This window comes from Bradyrhizobium sp. BRP20, from assembly GCF_020194215.1.
In the GTDB taxonomy this organism is placed as follows: Bacteria; Pseudomonadota; Alphaproteobacteria; order Rhizobiales; family Xanthobacteraceae; genus Bradyrhizobium; species Bradyrhizobium yuanmingense.
This window is the reverse complement of record NZ_JADYVY010000010.1, coordinates 165,094-186,537: the sequence shown is the minus strand read 5'-3', so window position 1 is coordinate 186,537 and position 21,444 is coordinate 165,094. Positions and strand designations below refer to the sequence as shown.

18 protein-coding genes and 1 pseudogene are annotated in these 21,444 nt (G+C 65.3%); 18 read left to right on the top strand and 1 reads right to left on the bottom strand.

Annotation, left to right across the window (positions count from 1 at the left end; translation table 11 throughout):
* Nucleotides 1-6 precede the first annotated feature (6 nt).
* The 7 genes from I6F33_RS23775 to I6F33_RS23745 all read left to right on the top strand — a co-directional run bounded on the left by I6F33_RS23775 (nucleotide 7) and on the right by I6F33_RS23745 (nucleotide 8,409).
* Nucleotides 7-1,209, top strand: coding sequence for a pyridoxal phosphate-dependent aminotransferase (locus I6F33_RS23775; protein WP_036009490.1), 1,203 nt, complete (start codon nucleotides 7-9; stop codon nucleotides 1,207-1,209).
* A gap of 384 nt (nucleotides 1,210-1,593) precedes the next feature.
* A complete protein-coding gene (locus I6F33_RS23770) occupies nucleotides 1,594-2,073 on the top strand; it encodes a DUF992 domain-containing protein (protein WP_036009480.1) in 480 nt (159 codons plus the stop codon).
* Between the two features lie 203 nt (nucleotides 2,074-2,276).
* A complete protein-coding gene (locus I6F33_RS23765) occupies nucleotides 2,277-4,325 on the top strand; it encodes an elongation factor G (RefSeq protein ID WP_225144291.1) in 2,049 nt (682 codons plus the stop codon).
* A 366-nt stretch (nucleotides 4,326-4,691) separates the two neighbouring features.
* Complete coding sequence (locus I6F33_RS23760; protein ID WP_008566993.1) at nucleotides 4,692-4,964, top strand: helix-turn-helix domain-containing protein; 273 nt, start codon at nucleotides 4,692-4,694, stop codon at nucleotides 4,962-4,964.
* Between the two features lie 105 nt (nucleotides 4,965-5,069).
* A complete protein-coding gene (locus tag I6F33_RS23755; RefSeq protein ID WP_225144290.1) occupies nucleotides 5,070-6,812 on the top strand; it encodes a SulP family inorganic anion transporter in 1,743 nt (580 codons plus the stop codon).
* 66 nt (nucleotides 6,813-6,878) lie between these two features.
* Nucleotides 6,879-7,718 carry a shikimate dehydrogenase gene (locus I6F33_RS23750; RefSeq protein ID WP_225144289.1) on the top strand — a complete coding sequence of 280 codons (840 nt, stop codon included), beginning with the start codon at nucleotides 6,879-6,881 and terminating at the stop codon, nucleotides 7,716-7,718.
* 64 nt (nucleotides 7,719-7,782) lie between these two features.
* Entirely contained in the window at nucleotides 7,783-8,409 is a 627-nt protein-coding gene (locus I6F33_RS23745; RefSeq protein ID WP_225144288.1) for a hypothetical protein, read from the top strand.
* Between the two features lie 227 nt (nucleotides 8,410-8,636).
* Here I6F33_RS23745 and I6F33_RS23740 read toward each other — a convergent pair whose 3' ends face one another.
* Complete coding sequence (locus I6F33_RS23740; RefSeq protein ID WP_225144287.1) at nucleotides 8,637-9,773, bottom strand: alpha-hydroxy acid oxidase; 1,137 nt, start codon at nucleotides 9,771-9,773, stop codon at nucleotides 8,637-8,639.
* A 128-nt stretch (nucleotides 9,774-9,901) separates the two neighbouring features.
* Here I6F33_RS23740 and I6F33_RS23735 point away from each other — a divergent pair, with 128 nt between their 5' ends.
* The 11 genes and pseudogenes from I6F33_RS23735 to I6F33_RS23685 all read left to right on the top strand — a co-directional run bounded on the left by I6F33_RS23735 (nucleotide 9,902) and on the right by I6F33_RS23685 (nucleotide 21,297).
* On the top strand, nucleotides 9,902-10,069 hold the full coding sequence (locus tag I6F33_RS23735) for a hypothetical protein (RefSeq protein WP_167361667.1): 168 nt from the start codon (nucleotides 9,902-9,904) through the stop codon (nucleotides 10,067-10,069).
* 221 nt (nucleotides 10,070-10,290) lie between these two features.
* Complete coding sequence (gene glmM, locus I6F33_RS23730) at nucleotides 10,291-11,634, top strand: phosphoglucosamine mutase (RefSeq protein WP_036009507.1); 1,344 nt, start codon at nucleotides 10,291-10,293, stop codon at nucleotides 11,632-11,634.
* A 247-nt stretch (nucleotides 11,635-11,881) separates the two neighbouring features.
* A pseudogene (locus I6F33_RS23725) lies at nucleotides 11,882-13,125 on the top strand (MFS transporter).
* 237 nt (nucleotides 13,126-13,362) lie between these two features.
* Complete coding sequence (locus I6F33_RS23720) at nucleotides 13,363-14,193, top strand: outer membrane protein (RefSeq protein WP_036009511.1); 831 nt, start codon at nucleotides 13,363-13,365, stop codon at nucleotides 14,191-14,193.
* A gap of 166 nt (nucleotides 14,194-14,359) precedes the next feature.
* Entirely contained in the window at nucleotides 14,360-15,247 is an 888-nt protein-coding gene (locus I6F33_RS23715) for an outer membrane protein (protein WP_036009512.1), read from the top strand.
* A gap of 70 nt (nucleotides 15,248-15,317) precedes the next feature.
* Nucleotides 15,318-15,908: a glutathione S-transferase family protein gene (locus I6F33_RS23710; RefSeq protein WP_036009513.1), complete on the top strand. Its 591-nt coding sequence runs from the start codon at nucleotides 15,318-15,320 to the stop codon at nucleotides 15,906-15,908.
* A gap of 18 nt (nucleotides 15,909-15,926) precedes the next feature.
* Nucleotides 15,927-16,391 carry a GNAT family N-acetyltransferase gene (locus I6F33_RS23705; protein ID WP_109145289.1) on the top strand — a complete coding sequence of 155 codons (465 nt, stop codon included), beginning with the start codon at nucleotides 15,927-15,929 and terminating at the stop codon, nucleotides 16,389-16,391.
* A gap of 160 nt (nucleotides 16,392-16,551) precedes the next feature.
* Nucleotides 16,552-16,758 carry a hypothetical protein gene (locus tag I6F33_RS23700; RefSeq protein ID WP_036009515.1) on the top strand — a complete coding sequence of 69 codons (207 nt, stop codon included), beginning with the start codon at nucleotides 16,552-16,554 and terminating at the stop codon, nucleotides 16,756-16,758.
* Nucleotides 16,759-16,837: 79 nt separating this feature from the next.
* The gene (locus I6F33_RS23695; protein WP_225144286.1) at nucleotides 16,838-18,010 is read left to right on the top strand and encodes a phosphoserine transaminase; all 1,173 of its coding nucleotides are present in this window, start codon (nucleotides 16,838-16,840) and stop codon (nucleotides 18,008-18,010) included.
* 169 nt (nucleotides 18,011-18,179) lie between these two features.
* Complete coding sequence (serA, locus tag I6F33_RS23690; protein ID WP_036030940.1) at nucleotides 18,180-19,769, top strand: phosphoglycerate dehydrogenase; 1,590 nt, start codon at nucleotides 18,180-18,182, stop codon at nucleotides 19,767-19,769.
* Between the two features lie 355 nt (nucleotides 19,770-20,124).
* Nucleotides 20,125-21,297, top strand: coding sequence for an acetyl-CoA C-acyltransferase (locus tag I6F33_RS23685; RefSeq protein ID WP_036030944.1), 1,173 nt, complete (start codon nucleotides 20,125-20,127; stop codon nucleotides 21,295-21,297).
* Nucleotides 21,298-21,444 lie beyond the last annotated feature (147 nt).

Below are 21,444 nucleotides of genomic sequence, written 5' to 3'. Positions count from 1 at the left end.
ATGATGATGTCCTTCCTTGCCGCTGCGCTCGACCGTGTGAAGCCGTCCGCGACCATCGCGGTCACGGATAAAGCACGCGCGCTGAAAGCGGCGGGCCGCAACGTCATCGGCCTCGGTGCCGGCGAGCCCGACTTCGACACGCCCGCCAACATCAAGCTGGCGGCGATCCGCGCCATCGAGGCCGGCAAGACCAAGTACACCGCGGTCGACGGCATTCCCGAGCTGAAGGAAGCCATCATCGCGAAATTTCAGCGCGAGAACGGCGTCGCCTACAAGCCGAACCAGATCATCGTCGGCACCGGCGGCAAGCAGGTGCTCTACAACGCGTTGATGGCGACCATCAATCCGGGCGACGAGGTGATCATTCCCGCGCCCTATTGGGTCAGCTATCCCGAGATGGTCGCGCTCGCGGGCGGCGAGCCGGTGCCGGTGGTCTGCACCGCCGCGACCGGCTTCAAGCTCCAGGCCGAGGCGCTCGAGCGCGCGATCACGCCGAAGACCAAATGGGTCATCCTGTGCTCGCCGTCGAACCCGACCGGAGCTGCCTACACGCGTTCGGAACTGAAAGCGCTCACCGACGTGCTGGTGAAGCATCCCCACGTCTGGGTGATGACCGACGACATGTACGAGCATCTCGTCTATGACGACTTCCAGTTCACCACGGTCGCGCAGGTCGAGCCGAAACTCTACGACCGCACGCTCACCGTGAACGGCGTCTCGAAGGCCTATTGCATGACCGGCTGGCGCATCGGCTACGCCGGCGGTCCCGCGCAGCTCATCAAGGCGATGTCGACGATCCAGTCGCAGTCGACCTCGAACCCGTCGTCGATCGCACAATGGGCCGCGGTCGAGGCGCTGAACGGTCCGCAGGACTTCATCCCCGCCAACAACAAGGTGTTCAAGGAGCGGCGCGACCTCGTCGTCTCCATGCTCAATCAGGCCAAGGGAATCGAGTGCCCGCGTCCCGAAGGCGCGTTCTACGTCTATCCGTCGTGCGCCGGCACGATCGGCAAGACCGCGCCGTCGGGCAAGGTGATCGCCAATGACGAGGACTTCGTCACCGAGCTCCTGGAGACCGAAGGCGTCGCCGTGGTGCAGGGGTCGGCCTTCGGCCTTGGACCGGCGTTCCGCATATCCTACGCGACCAAGACCTCGGACCTCGAAGACGCCTGCAAGCGCATCCAGCGCTTCTGCGGCAATCTGCGGTAAGACGGTCGCGACAAGAATCGGAAAGGCCCGCTTCGGCGGGCCTTTTTTGTTGTTTTTCGATAAGAGGAGTCGGATGGACTTTTTGTTTCTGGTCGGCGTTGTGCCCGGCCCCTCACCCGGATCACATCTGCGATGTGATCCGACCTCTCCCCGCGGAAGAGCGGGGAGAGGTTAAGCAAGGCCGGCGACGTTGCATTGTGAGGGACGCACGGCTCTCTCACTCCCTCGCCCCGTTCTTACGGGGAGAGGGTGGGGTGAGGGGTCTCTCCGCAAGTTCGATTCTAAACGCGCGCGAGCTGGCACGGCCGCGGCTCTTGTGGCATAGACCCGCAACACGGGTGGGGCGCTCTCTCTGCTCGCATCACATCATCGCCGGAGACATTCATGCGCCGTTCGTTCCTCTTCGCCGGACTCACCGCTGCCAGCCTCATCGCGTCCGTCGTGAACACCGGCGCGCAGCAGCGGATGGCGCGGGTCGGCGTGCTCGAATGCCGCGGCGGCGCCAGCGTCGGCTTCATCGTGGGATCGGTGACTCATCTCGGCTGCGTGCTGCGCGCCGACGGCTTGCCCGACGACCGCTACGTCGCGACCATCCGTAAAGTGGGCCTCGACATCGGCATCACCCAGGAGACGGCTTTGGCCTGGGGCGTGTTCGCGCCGGTCGACCGGCTCGGCCCCGGCGACCTCTCCGGCAATTACGTCGGCGCGCAGGGCAGCGCCTCCGTCGGTGTCGGCTTGGGGGGCAACGTGCTGGTCGGCGGCTCCAACAATTCGATCGCGCTGCAGCCGCTGAGCGTGCAGGGCCAGGTCGGCCTCAACATCGCCGCCGGCCTCGAGAGCCTGGAACTCCGTCCGGGCCGTTGAGATATACGGGCGAAGCTCTCTCCTTACCTCTCCCTTCGGGAGGGGTGGAACACCGAGCCTGCAGTCCGTGGAATTATAAGACTTGATCCAACTGACGACGCACCGCAGCGACGTTTGATGCTTGCCAAATCTCGGGGAGGGGCAGAGCATCGGCGTTTGCCGACCCAATCACGGGCCGAGCTCCACACCAAGGAGGCGGCGAAATGGGACAAGACGTCAGAAGTCCCCGAGGTCCACGGTGCATAGCGCTGGTGGGCCCTTTCCAAAGCGGTAAAACCACACTTTTGGAAGCAATATTGGCGCGAACGGGCGCAATCCCGCGCGCCGGCAGCGTCGACGCCGGAACGTCCGTCGGCGATGCCACGGCGGAGGCCCGTCATCACAAGATGACCGTCGGCCTTACTGCCGCCACCACGAGTTTCATGGGCGACAGCTACACCTTCCTCGATTGTCCCGGTTCCGTCGAGTTTGCCCACGACATGCGCGCCGCGTTGCCGGCGGTCGACGCCGCAATCGTGGTCTGCGAGGCCGACGAGAAGAAGCTGCCGCAGCTTCAGATCATCCTGCGCGAGCTGGAGGAGCTGAAGATCCCGCGTTTCCTGTTCCTCAACAAGATCGACCGCGCCAGTCAGCGCATCCGCGAGACGCTGGCGATGCTGCAGCCCGCCTCGCGCGTGCCGCTGGTGCTGCGCCAGATCCCGATCTGGAAGGGCGAGCTGATCGAGGGCTTCGTCGATCTCGCGCTGGAGCGCGCCTTCATCTATCGCGAGCACAAGGCCTCCGAGGTGATCGCGCTCGAAGGCGGCGATCTCGATCGCGAGAAGGAAGCCCGGTTCTCGATGCTGGAGAAGCTCGCCGATCACGACGATGCGCTGATGGAGCAGCTGCTCGAGGACATCCAGCCGCCGCGCGATGCCGTCTTCGACGATCTCGCCCGCGAATTGCGGGAAGGGCTGATTTGCCCGGTGCTGCTGGGCGCCGCCGTGCGCGAAAACGGCGTGTTGCGCCTGATGAAGGCGTTGCGTCACGAGGCGCCCGGCGTTGCGGAGACCGCAAAACGTCTTGGCGTACCGGAGACCAAGGACGCGCTCGGCTACGTCTTCAAGACGCTGCATTCGCAGCACGGCGGAAAGTTGTCGCTGACGCGGCTGCTCGCCGGCCATCTCGACGACGGCGCCACGCTGCAATCCTCATCCGGCGGTGCCGGGCGCATCTCCGGCATCCTCGCCGTCAACGGCGCCTACGACACCAAGCGCGCCTCGGCCGAAGCCGGCGAGACCGTGGCCCTCGCCAAGCTCGATCCGGTCAAGACCGGTGACACGGTGTCGAGCGGCAAGACGGCGCCCGCGGCATTGATCACGATCGAGCCGACGCCGCCGGTGCTCGCGATCTCGGTCGCGGCCACCGACCGCAAGGACGACGTCAAGCTCGGCCAGGCGCTGACGCGCCTGCATGAGGAGGATCCCTCGCTCATGATCGTGCAGAACGCCAAGACTCACGACACTGTGCTGTGGGGCCAGGGCGAGATGCATCTGCGCGTCGCCAGCGAGCGCTTGCGCGACCGCTTCGGCGTCAAGATCACCTCGCATCCGCCTGCGATCGGCTATCAGGAGACCATCCGCAAGCCGATCACCCAGCGCGGCCGTCACAAGAAGCAGTCCGGCGGCCACGGCCAGTTCGGCGATGTCGTGCTCGAGATCACGCCGCTGCCGCGCGGCGACGGCTTCAAGTTCGCCGAGAAGGTGGTGGGCGGCGCGGTGCCGCGCAACTACATCCCGGCGGTGGAGGAGGGCGTCGTCGATGGATTGGCGCGCGGTCCGCTCGGCTTCCCCGTCACCGACGTGCAGGTGACGCTGACCGACGGCTCCTATCACAGCGTCGATAGCTCCGATCTCGCCTTCCGCACGGCCGCGCGGGTCGGGCTCAACGAAGGCCTGCCGCAATGCCAGCCGGTGCTGCTGGAGCCGATCCACATGGTCGAGATCGTCTGCCCGACCGACGCCACCGCCAAGATCAACGCGATCCTGTCGGCGCGGCGCGGCCAGATTCTCGGCTTTGACACCCGTGAGGGCTGGACCGGCTGGGACTGTGTCCGCGCCATGATGCCGGAAGCGGAGATCGGCGAGCTGATCGTGGAGCTGCGCTCTGCCACCGCCGGCGCCGGCAGCTTCACGCGCCAGTTCGACCACATGGCCGAAGTCACCGGCCGCGCCGCCGACCAGATCATCGCCGCACATCAGCACGCGGCGTGATCGGGTAGGAGATCTCGTGCCCCGGACGCAGCGCAGCGCTCCTTCAGCGGTGCGCTGCAGAGCCGGGGCCCACGTATCAGCGTGCTCGGAATTTCTGGGTCCCGGCTCTGCGCAGCAACGCCAAGAGCGTTGCAGCGCGTCCGGGACACGAGATTCTCGTATGCCACCGCACCACACTCCGTCATTGCGAGCGCAGCGAAGCAATCCAGAAATCCCTCCGCGGAAAGATTCTGGATTTGCTTCGCTACGCTCGCAATGACGGAGGCTATGGACGACGCCTCCCTTGCTTTCGCCACCGTATGATGTATTTTGCATCATTGTATATGTTCTAGATATCACTTATAGCTGCTCGTAAGTGAGGCCAAGGTGATCACCTCGTTCCAGATGCGGGCAGCCCGCGCGTTGCTCGGCATCGACCAGAAAACCCTGGCCGAGCTCGCCGGCGTGTCGCTGCCGACCATCCAGCGGATGGAGGCCTCCACCGGCAATGTTCGTGGCGTGGTCGAGACCTTGATCAAGGTGGTCGAGGCGTTCGACCGGGCCGGCGTCGAGCTGATCGGCGAGCAGGCCCGCAGCGACAGCGGCGGACGTGGCGTTCGCTTGAAGGAGCCGGGGCCGCCGCGCCGTGTCGGAGCATGATCGCGCGTTGATCATGCCCGGGATCAAGATGGGCTAGCGCATCGTCGCACCTTAGGACGCACGATGCTTCGGAGCATTGTGGGGCCAGCGGAGCACTTTGCTGACATGAGCATCACGAGCGATCAGGCAGGCCGGCTGCACCAGCTGCGTCAGCCGACCTTTGCCGAACTGTATCTGCCGAAGCTCGTCACCGTCTTTCGCGAAGGCTACGGCCTTGCGGATTTCCGCGCCGACGTCTTCGCCGGCCTCACGGTCGCGATCGTCGCGCTGCCGCTGTCGATGGCGATCGCGATCGCCTCGGGCGTGACGCCGGACCGCGGCCTCTACACCGCCGTCGCCGGCGGCTTCATCGCCTCCTTGCTCGGCGGCAGCCGGTTCCAGATCGGCGGCCCTGCCGGTGCGTTCATCGTTCTGGTCGCGGCGACTGCGGAGCGGCATGGCGTCGACGGAGTCATCCTCGCCACCATGATGGCGGGCCTGTTCCTGATCGGCGCAGGGCTGCTCAGGGTCGGCACCTACATCAAGTTCATTCCCTATCCCGTCACCGTCGGCTTCACCGCCGGCATCGCCGTCATCATCTTTGCCAGCCAGCTCCGCGATCTCTCCGGCATCACGCTCGTGGGCAAGGAGCCCAGCGAGTTCGTGCCCAAGCTCGTCGCGCTCGCCGGCGGCCTCAACACGATCAATCCGTCCGCCGTCGCGGTCGCCCTCGTCAGCATCGGCATTATCGCCGCCTTGCGCCGCTGGCGGCCGTCCTGGCCCGGGATCCTGATCGCGGTCGTGTTTGCAGCCGTCGCCAGCGCGGTGCTGTCGTTGCCGGTCGAGACCATCGGCTCGCGCTTCGGCGGCATCCCGCGCGAATTGCCATCGCCGGCGCTGCCCGCGTTCTCACTGGAAAAGGCAAGGGCGGTGCTGCCGGATGCGATCGCGTTCGCGCTGCTGGCGGCGATCGAATCGCTGCTGTCGGCGGTGGTGGCCGACGGCATGACCGGCCGCCGTCATCGCTCCAATTGCGAGCTGGTGGCGCAAGGTGCGGCCAATATCGGCTCGGCGCTGTTCGGCGGCATCTGCGTCACCGGGCTGATCGCGCGCACCGCGACCAACATCCGCGCCGGCGCGCGCGGGCCGCTCGCGGGCATGCTGCATTCGGTGTTCCTGCTGCTGTTCATGCTGGTCGCGGCGCCGCTTGCAAGCTACATCCCTCTGGCCGCGCTCGCCGCGGTGCTGGTGGTGGTGGCCTGGACCATGGCGGAGAAGCATGAATTCGCAACTCTGCTGCGCTCGTCATGGGGCGATGCGGTGGTGCTGCTCGCGACCTTCCTGCTCACGATCTTTCGCGATCTCACCGAGGGCATCCTGGTCGGCTTCGCGCTGGGCGCGGTCCTGTTCATCCATCGCATGGCGGAGATGACCGGCATCGAGGAGCGGACGCCACTGGTTGCGGATGATCGCCCCGACGACGGCAACGGCGACCGTGTGCGTTACGATCCCGCGCTTGCGGTCGACCGCGACGTGCTGGTCTATCGCATCACCGGCGCGTTCTTCTTCGGCGCGGCCTCGGCGATCGGCGGCGTGCTCGACGGCATTGCCGACCGGCGCAAGGCCTTCGTGGTCGATTTCGCCGCGGTGCCGTTCCTGGATTCGACCGCGGCCAACGTGATCGGCCGCGTCGCCGCCAAGGCGCACCGCCAGGGCATCAGGCTGTTCATCACCGGGGCCTCGCCCGCGGTCCGCCGCGCGCTGCTCACCCATGGCGTCACGCCGCCGCGCGCGCGCTATCGCACGAGCCTCGAGCGCGCCATCGCCGACATCAAGGGCCGGGCCGCCGACGAGACCGCTGCGAGCTGACCGCGCGCGCTTGACAGAGCGGGCGCGACGCGAAATGGATCGCCTCGGAAACGACCCGAGGGAAAGATGACCGCGCCCAAGCCCCCTGCAGCCTGTCTGATCGGATGGCCGGCCGCGCATTCGCGCTCGCCGCTGATCCACCATCACTGGCTGCGCACGCTCGGCATCGAGGGCGGCTATGTCATCGAGGCGGTGCCGCCCGAGGATCTGCGCGATTTCGTGCTGCGGCTGTCGCTGCGCGGCTTCGTCGGCGCCAACGTCACCATCCCGCACAAGGAAGCCGTGCTGGCGCTGTCGACGCCCGACGCGCGCGCCGGGGCCGTCGGCGCCGCGAACACCCTGTGGTTCGCCGACGGCGAGCTGCGCTCAACCAACACCGATGTCGAAGGCTTCATCAACAATCTCGATGCCAGCGCGCCCGGCTGGAACATGGCCGAGGCGGCGCTGGTGCTGGGCGCCGGCGGCTCCTCGCGCGCGGTCGTGTTCGGCCTGCTGGAACGCGGCATCAGCTGCGTGCATGTCGCCAATCGCTCCATCGCGCGGGCCGAGACCCTGGCACAACAGTTCGGATCGAACGTGCATCCGCTGCCGTGGGACGCGATCGGCGACGTGCTGCCGCGCGCAAAGCTTCTCGTGAACACGACCTCGCTCGGCATGCATGGCCAGCCTTCACTCGACGTCGACCTCGCGCGCCTGCCGCAAGATGCCGTCGTCGCCGACCTCGTCTACGTTCCCCTGGTGACGCCGCTGCTCGCCGCGGCGACGGCGCGCGGCCTGAAGACCGCCGATGGGCTCGGCATGCTGCTGCATCAGGCGGTGCGCGGCTTCGAGCTGTGGTTCGGGCGGCGGCCCGAGGTCACCGCCGAGCTGCGCTCATTGGTCGAAGCCGATCTCACGAAGACTTGAGAGGGGCGCGGCGAATAGCACACCATCTCTGGAGTTCTACGTCGTGGGACAATCGGAGACCGTCATGCCTGTTCAACGTGCAACTTTCACACGCCCCCTGATCGCCGTCGCGATGGTGGTCGTCTCGACCTACTGCGCCTTCGCCCAGAGAGCGCCGGTGCCGACGCGCGTGCGCGGCACCATCGAAAGTGTCAATGGCGACACCATGCAGGTCAAGTCGCGCAGCGGTGAAGAGCTCAAGCTTCACCTCGCCTCCGACGTGAACGTGTCGGGCGTTATCAAGATCTCGCTCGCCGACATCAAGCCGGGCTCGTTCATCGGCGCCACCACCGTGCCGGGACCGGACGGCAGCCAGAACGCCGTCGAGGTGCACGTGTTTCCGGAAAGCATGCGCGGCACCGGCGAAGGCTCGCGACCCTGGGACCTCAAGCCCAACTCCAGCATGACCAATGCGACCGTCGCGGAGAGCGTCGTCGGCAATGACGGTCACACGCTGCTGGTCAAGTACAAGGACGGCGAGAAGAAGGTGTTCGTCGCCGACGACACGCCGGTCGTGACCTTCGTGCCCGGCGACAAATCCGAGCTGAAGCCCGGCGCCAAGGTCATCGCCTTCATGAAGCAATTGCCCGACGGCTCGTTCGAGACCAACCGCGTCAGCGTCGGCCGCGACGGCCTGACGCCGCCGATGTGAGGGGCTGTGAGACGCGCACCTGCCGCCTCAAATGCGGCCGTCGTCCCGGACAAGCGTCAGCGCAGGTCCGGGACCCATAACCACAGGGAAAAGTTGTTACGCGAAGCTGGTTACTCCGGGTCCCCGTAGCCACACCCGCCTGTGGCTATGGGTCCCGGATCGGCGCGCTTTGGGCGCGCTTGTCCGGGACGACAGTGATTATTGCTGCGGCATCCCGGCAGACGCACTCACACCGCAATCACGTGATCGTCGATCTCGTCCACCCGGTTGACGCCGCACAGGCCCATCGTGGTGAGCAGCTCCTTCTGGATGATGTCGATCGCCTTGGCGACGCCGGCCTGGCCGCCGGCACCGAGGCCATAGGCATAGGCGCGGCCGATCATGCACGACTTTGCGCCGAGCGCCAGCGCGCGCATCACGTCCTGGCCGGAGCGGATGCCGCCGTCGAACATGATCTCCATCCTGTCGCCGACCGCGTCCGCGATCTCCGGCAGGACTTCGATCGAGGACGGCGCGCCGTCGAGCTGCCGGCCGCCATGATTGGAGACGACGAGGGCCTGCGCGCCGGTCTTGGCGGCTTCCTCGGCGTCCTCGACGTCGAGGATGCCCTTGATGATCAGCTTGCCGGGCCAGATGCTGCGGACCCACTCGACGTCCTTCCAGTTCAAGGAGGTGTCGAATTGCGAGGCCGTCCATTCGGCGAGGCGGTTGAGATCTTCAGTGTTCTTCACGTGGCCGGCGAGATTGCCGAAGGTGCGGCGCTTGCCCTGCAGCACGCCGGAGACCCAGGCGGGCTTGCTGGCGAAGTCCAGCAGCTTCGACAGCGACCATTCCGGTGGCACCGTCATGCCGTTCTTGATGTCGGCGTGGCGCTGGCCGATCACCTGCAGGTCGACCGTGAGCACCAGCGCGCTGCACTTGGCGGCCATCGCGCGCTGGATCAATTCCTTGATGAAGCCGCGGTCCTTCATGACGTAGAGCTGGAACCAGAACGGCTTCTCGACACTGGCGGCGATGTCCTCGATCGAGCAGATCGACATGGTCGATTGCGTGAACGGGATGCCGGCAGCCTGCGCGGCGCGGCAGGCGTGGATCTCGCCGTCGCCGTGCTGCATGCCGAGCAGGCCGACCGGCGCGAGGATCAGCGGCATCGTCGACGGCTCGCCGAGGATCGTGGTCGAGGTGTCGCGCTTGGAGACGTCGACCAGGATGCGCTGGCGGAACTTGATCGCCTGCATGTCCTCGCGGTTGGCGCGCAGCGTCTCCTCGGCGTAGGAGCCGCGGTCGCAATAGTCGAAGAATGCCTTCGGCACGCGCCGCCGATGCAGCGTGCGAAGATCGTCGATACAGGTAATATGCTTCATGTCGTTTCCCCGGCCCGTCACGTACAAACAGTCTTGCATCGGAAGATTTCGAGGTCATCTAGCATGGTTGGATGCACAGCCAAATCGTTTGCAGAACGTTTTGGAAGGAGAGTGCCAAGGAGAGCGTCATGACGAAGCCGCACGCAGGACCTTCGCCGGAAGAGATCAAGGAGAAGCATGATCTCGAGGAGGCGCTCGAAGAGGGGCTGGAGGAGACCTTCCCGGGCTCCGATCCCGTCAACGTCACCCAGCCGGCGCCCAGCCGCGCGGACGGCCATGTGAAGCGCTCGGATTAAGGCGAGTTCCACCGCTTTTCGCTGGTCACGCCGGAATTGCAATGTTAACAATGTGTTATCGGGGGCGGTCGCGGCGCCGGTTCCGTAATGATTCATCATATTTTTTGAAGCCAAGTTAGCCGCGATAGCTTTATAAGACCTCGGCAAATCAGGGATGCGGGTCCCGTTGGGGCAGCCCGTGGTTGTAGAGGGGAGTCCCTGGTTGCTGCTTGGGGGACGATATGAGCCGCAAATATTTCGGGACGGACGGGATTAGGGGCCGCGCCAACGGACTGATCACGCCGGAGCTCGCGCTCAAGGTCGGCCAGGCCGCGGGCCTTGCGTTTCAGCGCGGCGACCACCGCCACCGCGTCGTGATCGGCAAGGACACCCGTCTGTCCGGCTACATGATCGAATACGCCATGGTCGCAGGCTTCACCTCGGTCGGTATGGACGTGCTGCTGGTCGGCCCGATGCCGACGCCGGCGGTCGCGATGCTGACCAAGTCGATGCGCGCCGATCTCGGCGTGATGATCTCGGCCTCGCACAATCTGTTCGAGGACAACGGCATCAAGCTGTTCGGCCCGCAGGGCTTCAAGCTCTCCGACGACGTCGAGCGGCAGATCGAGCAGCTGCTCGACGAATCCCTCGACAAGCGGCTCGCCCAGAGCGCGAGCCTCGGCCGCGCCCGCCGCATCGACGGCGTGCATGACCGCTACATCGAATTCGCCAAGCGCACGCTGCCGCGCGACCTTTCGCTCGAGGGCTTGCGCGTGGTGATCGATTGCGCCAACGGCGCCGCCTACAAGGTGGTGCCCGAGGCATTGTGGGAATTGGGCGCCGATGTGGTGCCGATCGGCGTCGAGCCCGACGGCTTCAACATCAACAAGGATTGCGGCTCGACCTCGCCGGAGGCGCTGTCGAAGAAGGTGCGCGAGATGCGCGCCGACATCGGCATTGCGCTGGACGGCGACGCCGATCGCGTCATCCTGGTCGACGAGCGCGGCCATGTCGTCGACGGCGACCAGCTGCTCGCGGTGATCGCGCAGAGTTGGAAGGAGGACGGACGCCTCTCGCGTCCCGGCATCGTTGCCACCGTGATGTCCAATCTCGGGCTGGAGCGCTTCCTGCAAGGGCAGGGGCTCGAGCTCGTGCGCACGCCGGTGGGCGACCGCTACGTGCTCGAGCAGATGCTGAACGGCGGCTACAATCTCGGCGGCGAGCAGTCCGGCCACATCATCCTGTCCGACTACGCCACGACCGGCGACGGTTTTGTCGCCGCATTGCAGGTGCTCGCCGTGGTGCAGAAGCTGCGCCGCCCGGTGTCCGAGGTCTGCCACCGCTTCGATCCGCTGCCGCAGATCCTCAAGAACGTCCGCCACAAGGGCGGCAAGCCGCTCGATGATTCCGACGTCAAGTCGGCGATCTCCGACGGCGAGAAGCGCCTCAACGGCCACGGCCGCCTCTTGATTCGCTCCTCCGGCACCGAGCCCGTGATCCGCGTCATGGGCGAAGGCGAGGACCGTCACCTCGTCGAGGACGTCGTCGACACCATCGTTTCGGCATTGGGGCAGGCCGCGGCTTGAGTCCTTCCTTCTCCCCTTGCGGGAGAAGGTGGCGCGAAGCGCCGGATGAGGGGTTCTATCCGCTCGCAACACAGCTCGTGAGGATAGAAACCCCTCACCCGTCTCGCCGCTAACGCGGCGAGCCACCCTCTCCCACAAGGGGAGAGGGTAAGAGACGCATCCCAGCCATTTGCGATTGACGATGGTCCCACCGTCGCTTGCGTCGTAATCAGCACCTCGCGGCAATCTGCCGCGCCGGATTGCCGCCTTGAACAAGCCTGTCGTCGTCTCAGAGGAAACGCTGACCGAGCCCGTCGTCGTCGCCGAATTGGCGCCGGCCGCCGCCAAGGGGCCGGCCTATATCGTGCTCGCCGGCATCAGCGTCTCGCACTTCCTCAACGACACCATGCAGTCGCTGATCGCCTCGGTGTACCCGATCCTGAAGGACGCCTACGCGCTCGACTTCGCGCAGATCGGCATGATCACGCTGGCATTCCAGTTCACGGCCTCGCTGCTGCAGCCGGTGGTCGGGCACTACACCGACAAGAAGGCGCAGCCCTATTCGCTCGCGGTCGGCATGGCCTCGACCTTCTTCGGCCTGCTGCTGCTTAGCGTCGCGCACCAATATCTCGTCATCCTCGTCGCCGCCGCGCTGGTCGGCCTCGGCTCGGCGGTGTTTCACCCGGAATCGGCGCGCATCGCGCGGCTCGCCTCGGGCGGACGCTACGGCTTTGCGCAATCGGTGTTCCAGCTCGGCGGCAGCTTCGGCACCTCGATGGGGCCGGTGCTCGCGCGTTGATCGTGGTGCCGTTCGGGCAGGGCAGCATCGCCTGGTTCTCCTCGATCGCGTTTCTCGCCATCCTGATTCTCTGGCGCATCGGGCGCTGGTACGCGCCGCAGATCGCGACGAAGAAAGCGGCGCCCGTCCACACCCAGCCCGGTGCGCCGAGCTCGCGCCGTGTCGCGGTAGCGCTCGCAGTGCTCGTCGTGCTGTTGTTCTCCAAGCAGCTCTACGTTTCGAGCCTGTCGAGCTATTACATCTTCTACCTGATCGACCGTTTCGGCGTGTCGACGCAGGCAGCCCAGATCTATCTCTTCGTCTTTCTCGCGGCGAACGCCGTGGGTGCGTTTCTCGGCGGTCCGCTGGGCGACCGCTTCGGCCGCAAGATCGTGATCTGGATCTCGATCCTCGGCGCGCTGCCGTTCACGCTGGCGCTGCCCTATGCCGGGCTCGTTGCGAGCGCGGTGCTCAGCGTCGCCATCGGCCTGATCATCTCCTCGACGACGTCGTCGATCATCGTGTTCGCGCAGGAGCTGGTGCCGCACCGCTTCGGCATGATCTCCGGCGTGTTCTTCGGCGTCGCCTTCGGCATCGGGGGCCTGGGCGCGGCCGTGCTCGGCAAGCTCGCCGATCACACCTCGATCGAGTTCGTCTACCAGGTCTGCGCCTATCTGCCGGCGATCGGGCTGCTCGCGGTGTTCCTACCCAAGCTGCCGCGAAACGCGCGTTAACGCATCCTCTCTTGCCGCGTTGCGGCTTCACACATCGTTAGGGAATGCGGCGCCGATGTCGCATTTGGCGCGGCATTTTTGCAACGCTCGCACGGCGCGCGCGTGTAGGGTGAGAAAAAATCAACCTTAAAAATTAGGGTTAAGTGGCGCTTAAACATTTGCTGGCATCGTCCCCCCGTGAGTTTCCAGAACGTGAGGCGCTCGTATTCAGCCTCACCGGCCATAAGGACGAAGCCAATGCGTAGCGTTAAGTCTCTCCTTGCCGCGGGTGCGGCAACCCTGATCTCGTCGATGGCGTTCGCCGCCGATATGCCGATCGCCGCCCCCCCTCCGATGTACGCGCCGCCGGCTCCGCCCGCCGACTTCGGCGGCTGGTATCTGCGCGGCGACATCGGCATGACCAACCAGAGCGCGAAGCGCATCGAGAGCGCCCTGCCGGCCGGGTACTCGAAGACGACGGAAGGCCTCGGCTTCGACTCCTCGCCGCTGTTCGGCCTCGGCGTCGGCTATCGCTTCAACAACTGGTTCCGCGCCGACGTCATCGGCCAGTACCGGGGCAAGGCCAATTTGCACGGTAGCGACAATGTCGTGGGACCCGGCTTCGTCGGCGTCAACAACTACAGCGGCAGCAAGTCCGAGTGGCTCGTGATGGCCAACGCCTATGTCGACCTCGGCACCTGGTGGTGCGTCACTCCGTTCATCGGCGCGGGCGTCGGCGGCTCCTACAACAAGCTCAGCGGCTTCCGCGACGACGGCGTGTCCTACAGCCCGCTGCTCAACAACAGCGTCGCCTACTTTGCCGACAACGGAAAGTGGAACCTCGCCTGGGCCGCTCACGCCGGTCTTGCCTACAAGGTCAATCCCGGCTTCACCGTCGAACTGGCCTACAGCTACATGAACCTCGGCGATGCCGCGCCCGGCAACTACCGTTTGTTCGACAACAGCGCTTCCGGCCCGACCTCGATCAAGGTCAGGGACATCACCTCGCACGACGTCAAGCTCGGCGTGCGCTGGGATCTCAACAGCCCGCCGGCCTACGTGCCGCCGCCGCTGGTCACCAAGGGCTGATCGCAACCTGATCGGTTAGGACTCCTTAACGGCGCGGGATCATCCCGCGCCGTTTTGCTTTGCGTATTTTTCATGGCGAGGTGCGGCGAAGGCGCCTGGCGCAACCATTGGTTAAGGTTAACAGGCGATGATCATCGCAACAGTTCGAGTCCGATGGAGCGTGGTGATGCGTAGGCTGGTGTTGGCAGCGGCGATGTTGGGGACGGTGTCTGCCGCGCAAGCGGCCGACATGCCGGACCTGCCCGTGCTGCGCGGCGGCTTCGCCGACGGTCTGTCGAAGACCTCCGTGAATTGGAATGGCTTCTATGTCGGCGGTCATGGCGGTTATACCGCAGATGCCACGGATTTCAGCCAGAGCGTGGTCGGACTGACCAACTACATCTTTCGCGACAGCGTACTCCAGGGGCCGACCTCAACGTGGTCGCTGCTGAACAAGACCAACACTCAAAGCACCAATTTCGGTGGCTTCGTCGGCCGCAACTGGCAATGGTATGATGCCGTTCTCAGTCTCGAGGGCACTTACAGCTACTTCAACGATATGGCGACATTGACGTCGGGAACCAACTCGCTCGTCATCGTCAACCCGCCTGGTGAGGTGCGGGCGCCCGGCGTCACCAACAACTATGCCGTCACGCTGACGGGTGCCGCGGCGGCACAGGTCAAGGACATGGTGACGCTCCGCGGCCGCGTGGGTTGGGACGGCGGCAGCTTCATGCCTTATGCCTTCATGGGCGCTGCCGTCGGGCGAATGGACGTGTCGCGCACCGTGACCAGCAGCGTCTCGATGCGACAGGACACGACGACGACGGATTTCTTCGGCAACACCACGACGATACTTGGAACGTGGGGCCCGGTTCCTGCGCAGTCGGGCACGCAAGGTCAGCACAGGACCAACACGTACGCAGTGGGTTGGACCGCCGGCCTCGGGCTCGAATACTGCGTTTGGGACGGCTTGTTCGCCCGCATCGAATACGAATATGTGAGATTCTCGCCCGTCATGAACACGCAGGTGACGTTGAACAACGCGCGCCTCGGCGTCGGCTACAAGTTCTGAGCCGTCCGCTTCCTGTTGACAGCTGCGCTTCGTCCTGATGCTCTCTCGTTCCGAAAGCGGGGCGGCAGCGATGAAGATCTACGGCGACAGCAATTCCGGCAATTGTCTCAAGGTGAAGTGGGTCTGCGACAAGCTCGCTGTGCCCTACCAGTGGATCGAGATCGACACCCGCAAGGGCGAGACGCGCACGCCGCAATTCCTGAAGATGAACGGCGCCGGCCAGGTGCCGACCGTCGCATTCGACGACGGCCGTACGCTGGCGCAGTCCAACGCCATCATCCGCTATGTCGCCCGCGACAGCGTGCTGGTTCCGCGCGACGCCTTCACGGCGGCCAAGATGGACGAATGGCTGTTCTGGGAGCAGTACAGCCACGAGCCTTATATCGCCGTGTGCCGCTTCCTCATGGTCTATCTCGGCAAGGATGCCTCCGAGCTCGATCCTGAAAAGGTCAAGCGCGGCTATGCGGCGCTCGACCGCATGGAGCAGCATCTCGCCGCCAGCCGCTTGTTCGCCGGCGAGGAGGTGTCGCTCGCCGACGTGTCGCTGCTCGCCTATACGCGCCTCGCGCATGAAGGTGGCTTCGACCTCGGCCGTTATGCCTCCGTCCGCCGCTGGATCGGCGACGTCGAAGCGTTTCTCGGCCTTCCGCCGGCGCGCTGAGGTGCGGAGTCGCCTGACATGAATGCCGAAGCCGTCTCTATCCGTCCCGCGCGCCGCGAGGACGTCGTCGCGATCGTGGCGATGCTCGCCGACGATCATCTCGGCCGCGCGCGCGAGCGCGTGGAGGATCCGTTGCCGTCCTCCTATTACGACGCATTCGCGCGGATCGCGCGCGATCCGAATCTGACGCTGGTGGTTGCCGAGAGTGAGGGCAGGGTGGTCGGCTGCCTGCAACTCGCGATTCTGCCGGGCCTGAGCTCGCAGGGCGGATCCCGCGGACTGCTCGAGGACGTTCGCGTTGCCACCGAGTGTCGCAGCCGCGGCATCGGCGAGCAATTGGTGCAATGGGCCGTGACGGAAGCAAAGGCGCGCGGCTGCAATCTGGTCGAGTTGCTCACGCATCAGACGCGCGTCGATGCGCAGCGCTTCTACAAGCGGCTCGGCTTCACGGCGAGTCACGTCGGCATGACTGTCCGCTTTTGAGGCAGCGCGACGCGAGCGCTTCGCAGCCGGCGAAAAGCGGGCTTTTCATTCGGTCGTGTTAAGAGCCGGTAAACTACCGCTCCGTCGTTCACATTGATGAAGGAACGAAGGGTGCTACGGGGGCATCTGACACCGGGCTCGCTCGGTTCGGGACATTTCAATGACAAGCTATTCGATGATCAAGGTCGGCAACGACTACGTCGTGCAGGCCAATGACAAATGCATTTTGAAGGTCGGAAGCCGCCGCAAGGCGGCGCAATTGATCAGCGATGCCACGGACTTGCTGAACGCGCTCACTGTTGTCGAATCCCCTGATATTGCACCGGAAGCGCCATCACTGGCGCGTGAGGCCCCGGAACTTCCTTGACGGACCTTCCCGATTCCCGTATCAGCCGCGGCGGGACACCTCCCCCCAACGGGAGGCTTACTATCTGGAAGGGTAGATCATGACTGTAGCGAAGCCCGCTTCGCGGCCGACCGTGCCGCATTTCTCCTCCGGCCCCTGCGCCAAGCGCCCCGGCTGGAACGCCCAAAATCTCAAGGACGCAGCTCTCGGCCGCTCGCATCGCGCGAAGATCGGCAAGGCCAAGCTCAAGCTCGCGATCGACCTGACGCGCGAAGTGCTTGAGGTCCCCTCCGATTACCGCATTGGCATCGTGCCGGCCTCCGATACCGGCGCGGTCGAGATGGCGCTGTGGTCGTTGCTCGGCGCACGGCCCGTCACCACGCTCGCCTGGGAATCCTTCGGCGAGGGCTGGGTCAGCGATATCGTCAAGGAATTGAAGCTCAAGGACGTCACTAAGCTCAATGCGGCCTACGGTGAGATCCCCGATCTGTCGAAGGTCGATCCCAAGAGCGACGTCGTCTTCACCTGGAACGGCACCACGTCGGGCGTGCGCGTTCCGAACGCGGACTGGATCAGCGCGAGCCGCGAAGGCCTGACCATCTGCGATGCGACCTCCGCCGCATTTGCGCAGCCGCTCGACTGGGCCAAGCTCGACGTCGTCACCTTCTCCTGGCAGAAGGCGCTCGGCGGCGAGGCCGCGCATGGCATGCTGATCCTGTCGCCCCGCGCGGTGGAGCGGCTCGAGACCTACAAGCCGGCCTGGCCGCTGCCGAAGATCTTCCGCATGACCAAGGGCGGCAAGCTCAACGAAGGCATCTTCGTCGGCGAGACCATCAACACGCCGTCGATGCTCTGCGTCGAGGATTATCTCGATGCGCTGAACTGGGCCAAGTCGATCGGCGGTCTCAAGGCGCTGATCGCGCGCGCCGATGCCAACACCAAGGTGCTGGCGGACTGGAAGGCGAAGACGCCCTGGATCGACTTCCTCGCCAAGGACGCTTCGATCCGCTCCAACACCTCGGTGTGCCTGAAGTTCACCGATCCCGCGATCACCTCGCTCTCCGAGGACGCGCAGGCGGAGTTCAGCAAGAAGCTGGTGGCCCTCGTCGAGAAGGAAGGCGCGGGCTACGACTTCGCCTATTACCGCGACGCGCCGGCCGGCCTGCGCATCTGGTGCGGCGCCACGGTGGAAGCAAAGGACGTCGAGCTGCTGACGCAGTGGATCGACTGGGCCTTCGCCGAGACCAAGGCCGCTCTGCCCAAGGCAGCGTGATGCTCTGACCCTCCCCTGGAGGGGGAGGGTCGACGCACCGCTAGGTGCGGCGGGGTGGGGTGATCTCTCCACACGACGTACCGGCGACTTTCTTTGTTGCAGCTTCACCCCACCCCGGCGCTTCGCGCCGACCCTCCCCCTCCAGGGGAGGGTGTGAAGGACAAATCCCATGACCAAACCCAAAGTTCTCATTTCCGACGCGCTCTCGCCCGCTGCCGTGCAGATCTTCAGGGATCGCGGCGTCGAGGTCGACTTCCAGCCCAATCTCGGCAAGGACAAGGACAAGCTGGCCGAGATCATCGGCAATTACGACGGCCTTGCGATCCGCTCCGCGACCAAGGCGACCGCCAAGATCCTCGAGAAGGCGGCCAGGCTGAAGGTGATCGGCCGCGCCGGCATCGGCGTCGACAATGTCGAGATCCCGGCCGCGACGGCCAAGGGCATCATCGTGATGAACACGCCGTTCGGCAATTCGATCACGACCGCCGAGCACGCCATCACCCTGATGCTGGCGCTCGCCCGCGAGATCCCGCAGGCCGATGCCTCGACGCAGGCCGGCAAGTGGGAGAAGAACCGCTTCATGGGCGTGGAGATCACCGGCAAGGTGCTGGGCGTCGTCGGCTGCGGCAATATCGGCTCGATCGTCGCCGACCGCGCGCTCGGCCTGCGCATGAAGGTGATCGCGTTCGACCCGTTCCTGTCGCCGGAGCGCGCCAAGGACATCGGCGTCGAGAAGGTCGATCTCGACGATCTGCTCAGGCGCGCCGACTTCATCACGCTGCACACGCCGCTGACCGAGAAGACCAAGAACATCATCGACGCGGCCGCGATCGCCAAGATGAAGAAGGGCGTGCGCCTGATCAATTGCGCCCGCGGCGGTCTCGTCGACGAGCAGGCGGTGGTCGATGCGCTCAACGCCAAGCACATTGCCGGCGCCGCCTTCGACGTCTTCGTCGAGGAGCCCGCGACCAAGAGCGTGCTGTTCGGCCATCCCAACGTGATCTGCACGCCGCATCTCGGCGCCTCCACCACCGAGGCGCAAGAGAACGTCGCGCTGCAGGTTGCCGAGCAGATGTCGGATTACCTGCTCACCGGCGCGATCTCGAACGCGGTCAACTTCCCCTCGATCACGGCGGAAGAAGCGCCGAAGCTGAAACCGTTCATCGCGCTCGCCGAGAAGCTCGGCTCGTTCGCCGGCCAGCTCACCGAGAGCGGCATCCTCAAGGTCGAGATCACCTATGAGGGCCACGTCGCCGAGATGAAGATCAAGGCGATCACCTCCGCGGTGCTGTCGGGCCTGCTGCGGCCCATGCTGGGCGAGGTCAACGTCGTGTCCGCGCCGGTCGTCGCCAAGGAGCGCGGCATGGTGGTGGACGAGATCGTCCGCGCCGCGCAGAGCGATTATGAGAGCCTGATCACCGTCACGGTCACCACCGAGCGGCAGGAGCGGTCGGTCTCGGGCACCGTCTATGCAGACGGCAAGCCGCGCCTCGTCGACATCAAGGGCATCCGCGTCGACGCCGAGTTCGGCAAGTCGATGATCTACGTCACCAACGAGGACAAGCCGGGCTTCATCGGCAAGTTCGCGGGGCTTCTGGGCGACGCCAAGATCAACATCGCGACCTTCCATCTCGGCCGGGTCGCTCCGGGCAGCGATGCCATTGCGCTGGTCGAGGTCGACGGTGTGGTGCCGGCCGACGTGCTCGCCAAGGTGCAGGCCCTGCCGCAGGTCAAGCAGGCCAAGGCGCTGACGTTCTGAGCGGCTCCCACCGGCGTCATGGCCGGGCATAGCTGTCCGAAGGACGGCGTCGCTTCCGCTCGCCTATGACCCGGCCATCCACGTCTTGCCGCTCGGCGCGAAGAACGTGGATGCCCGGCCCTTCGCCGCGCCGAAGCGGCTTCGGCCGCGCAGGCGGGACAAGCCCGGGCATGACGTGTGGATAGAGCGGGCGCGCACGCCCCGGAATGACGATCATCATATCATATATTCCGACACGCGGAACAACGCCGTCTCCATCGCCGGAGGCGGCGTTTTCATTTTCCCCACCCCCAATCTTTGTGTACCAATGGCGTCAGGACGCTCCGTTCCAAATCGTTCGACAAGGGAGAAAGCAATGCGTGAAGCCGTCATCGTTTCCTATGCGCGCACGGGCCTGGCGAAATCCGGCCGCGGCGGGTTCAACATCACGCCGCCGATGTCGCTCGCGGCCCACGCCATTCATCACGCGGTGGACCGCGCCGGCGTCGAGAAGGACTATGTCGAGGACTGCTATCTCGGCAATTGCGCCCATGGCGCACCGAACATCGGCCGCCAGGCCGCGCTGCTCGCGGGGCTGCCGAAGACCACCGCCGGCGTGTCGGTGAACCGCTTCTGCTCGTCGGGCCTGCAGACCATCGCGATGGCCGCCAACTCGATCCGCTCCGACGGCGCCGATTGCATCGTCGCCGGTGGCGTCGAGAGCATCTCGATTCCCGGCGGCGGCACGCCGAAGGAATCGGTCGATCCGGAACTGCTCAAGGTCGCCCCCGACATCTTCATGGCGATGATCGACACCGCCGACATCGTCGCCGAGCGCTACAAGCTCAGCCGTGAATATCAGGACGAGTTCTCGCTGGAATCGCAGCGCCGCATGGCCGCGGCCCAGCAGGCGAACAAGTTCAAGGACGAGATCGTCCCGATGAAGACCAAGATGAAGGTCGTCGACAAGCAGACCAAGGCCGAGTCGATCGTGGACTACACCGTCGATCGCGACGAATGCAATCGCCCCGAAACGACGATGGAAGGATTGGCAAAGCTCGAGCCGGTGAAGGGCCCGGGCAAGTTCGTCACCGCCGGCAATGCCAGCCAGCTCTCCGACGGCGCCGCCGCGGTGGTGCTGATGGAAGCCAAGGACGCCGAGAAGCGCGGCCTCAAGCCGCTCGGCCGCTTCGTCGCCTGGGCCACCGCCGGCTGCGAGCCGGACGAGATGGGCATCGGCCCGGTGTTCGCGATCCCGAAGCTGCTCAAGCGCACCGGCCTCAAGATCGACGACATCGATCTGTGGGAGCTCAACGAGGCCTTCGCCAGCCAGTGCCTGTATTGCCGCGACCAGCTCGGCATCGATCCCGCCAAGTACAACGTCAACGGCGGCTCGATCGCGATCGGCCATCCCTTCGGCATGACCGGCGCCCGTCTCACCGGCCATCTCTTGCAGGAAGGCGCCCGCCGCAAGGCCAAGTGGGGCGTGGTGACGATGTGCATCGGCGGCGGCCAGGGCGGCGCCGGCCTGTTCGAGATCTATCACTAAAGGCCCAAGTCTCGCGCAGACAAGGAAGCACGGCGCTGGTGAAGCGCCGTGCTTCTTTTTTGGAACTGTGCCTGTGCACGTCACCGTGCACAACGGCGAGCATTGTAGTGAAATACACGTATTAATACGTGCCCGCAAATTAACGGA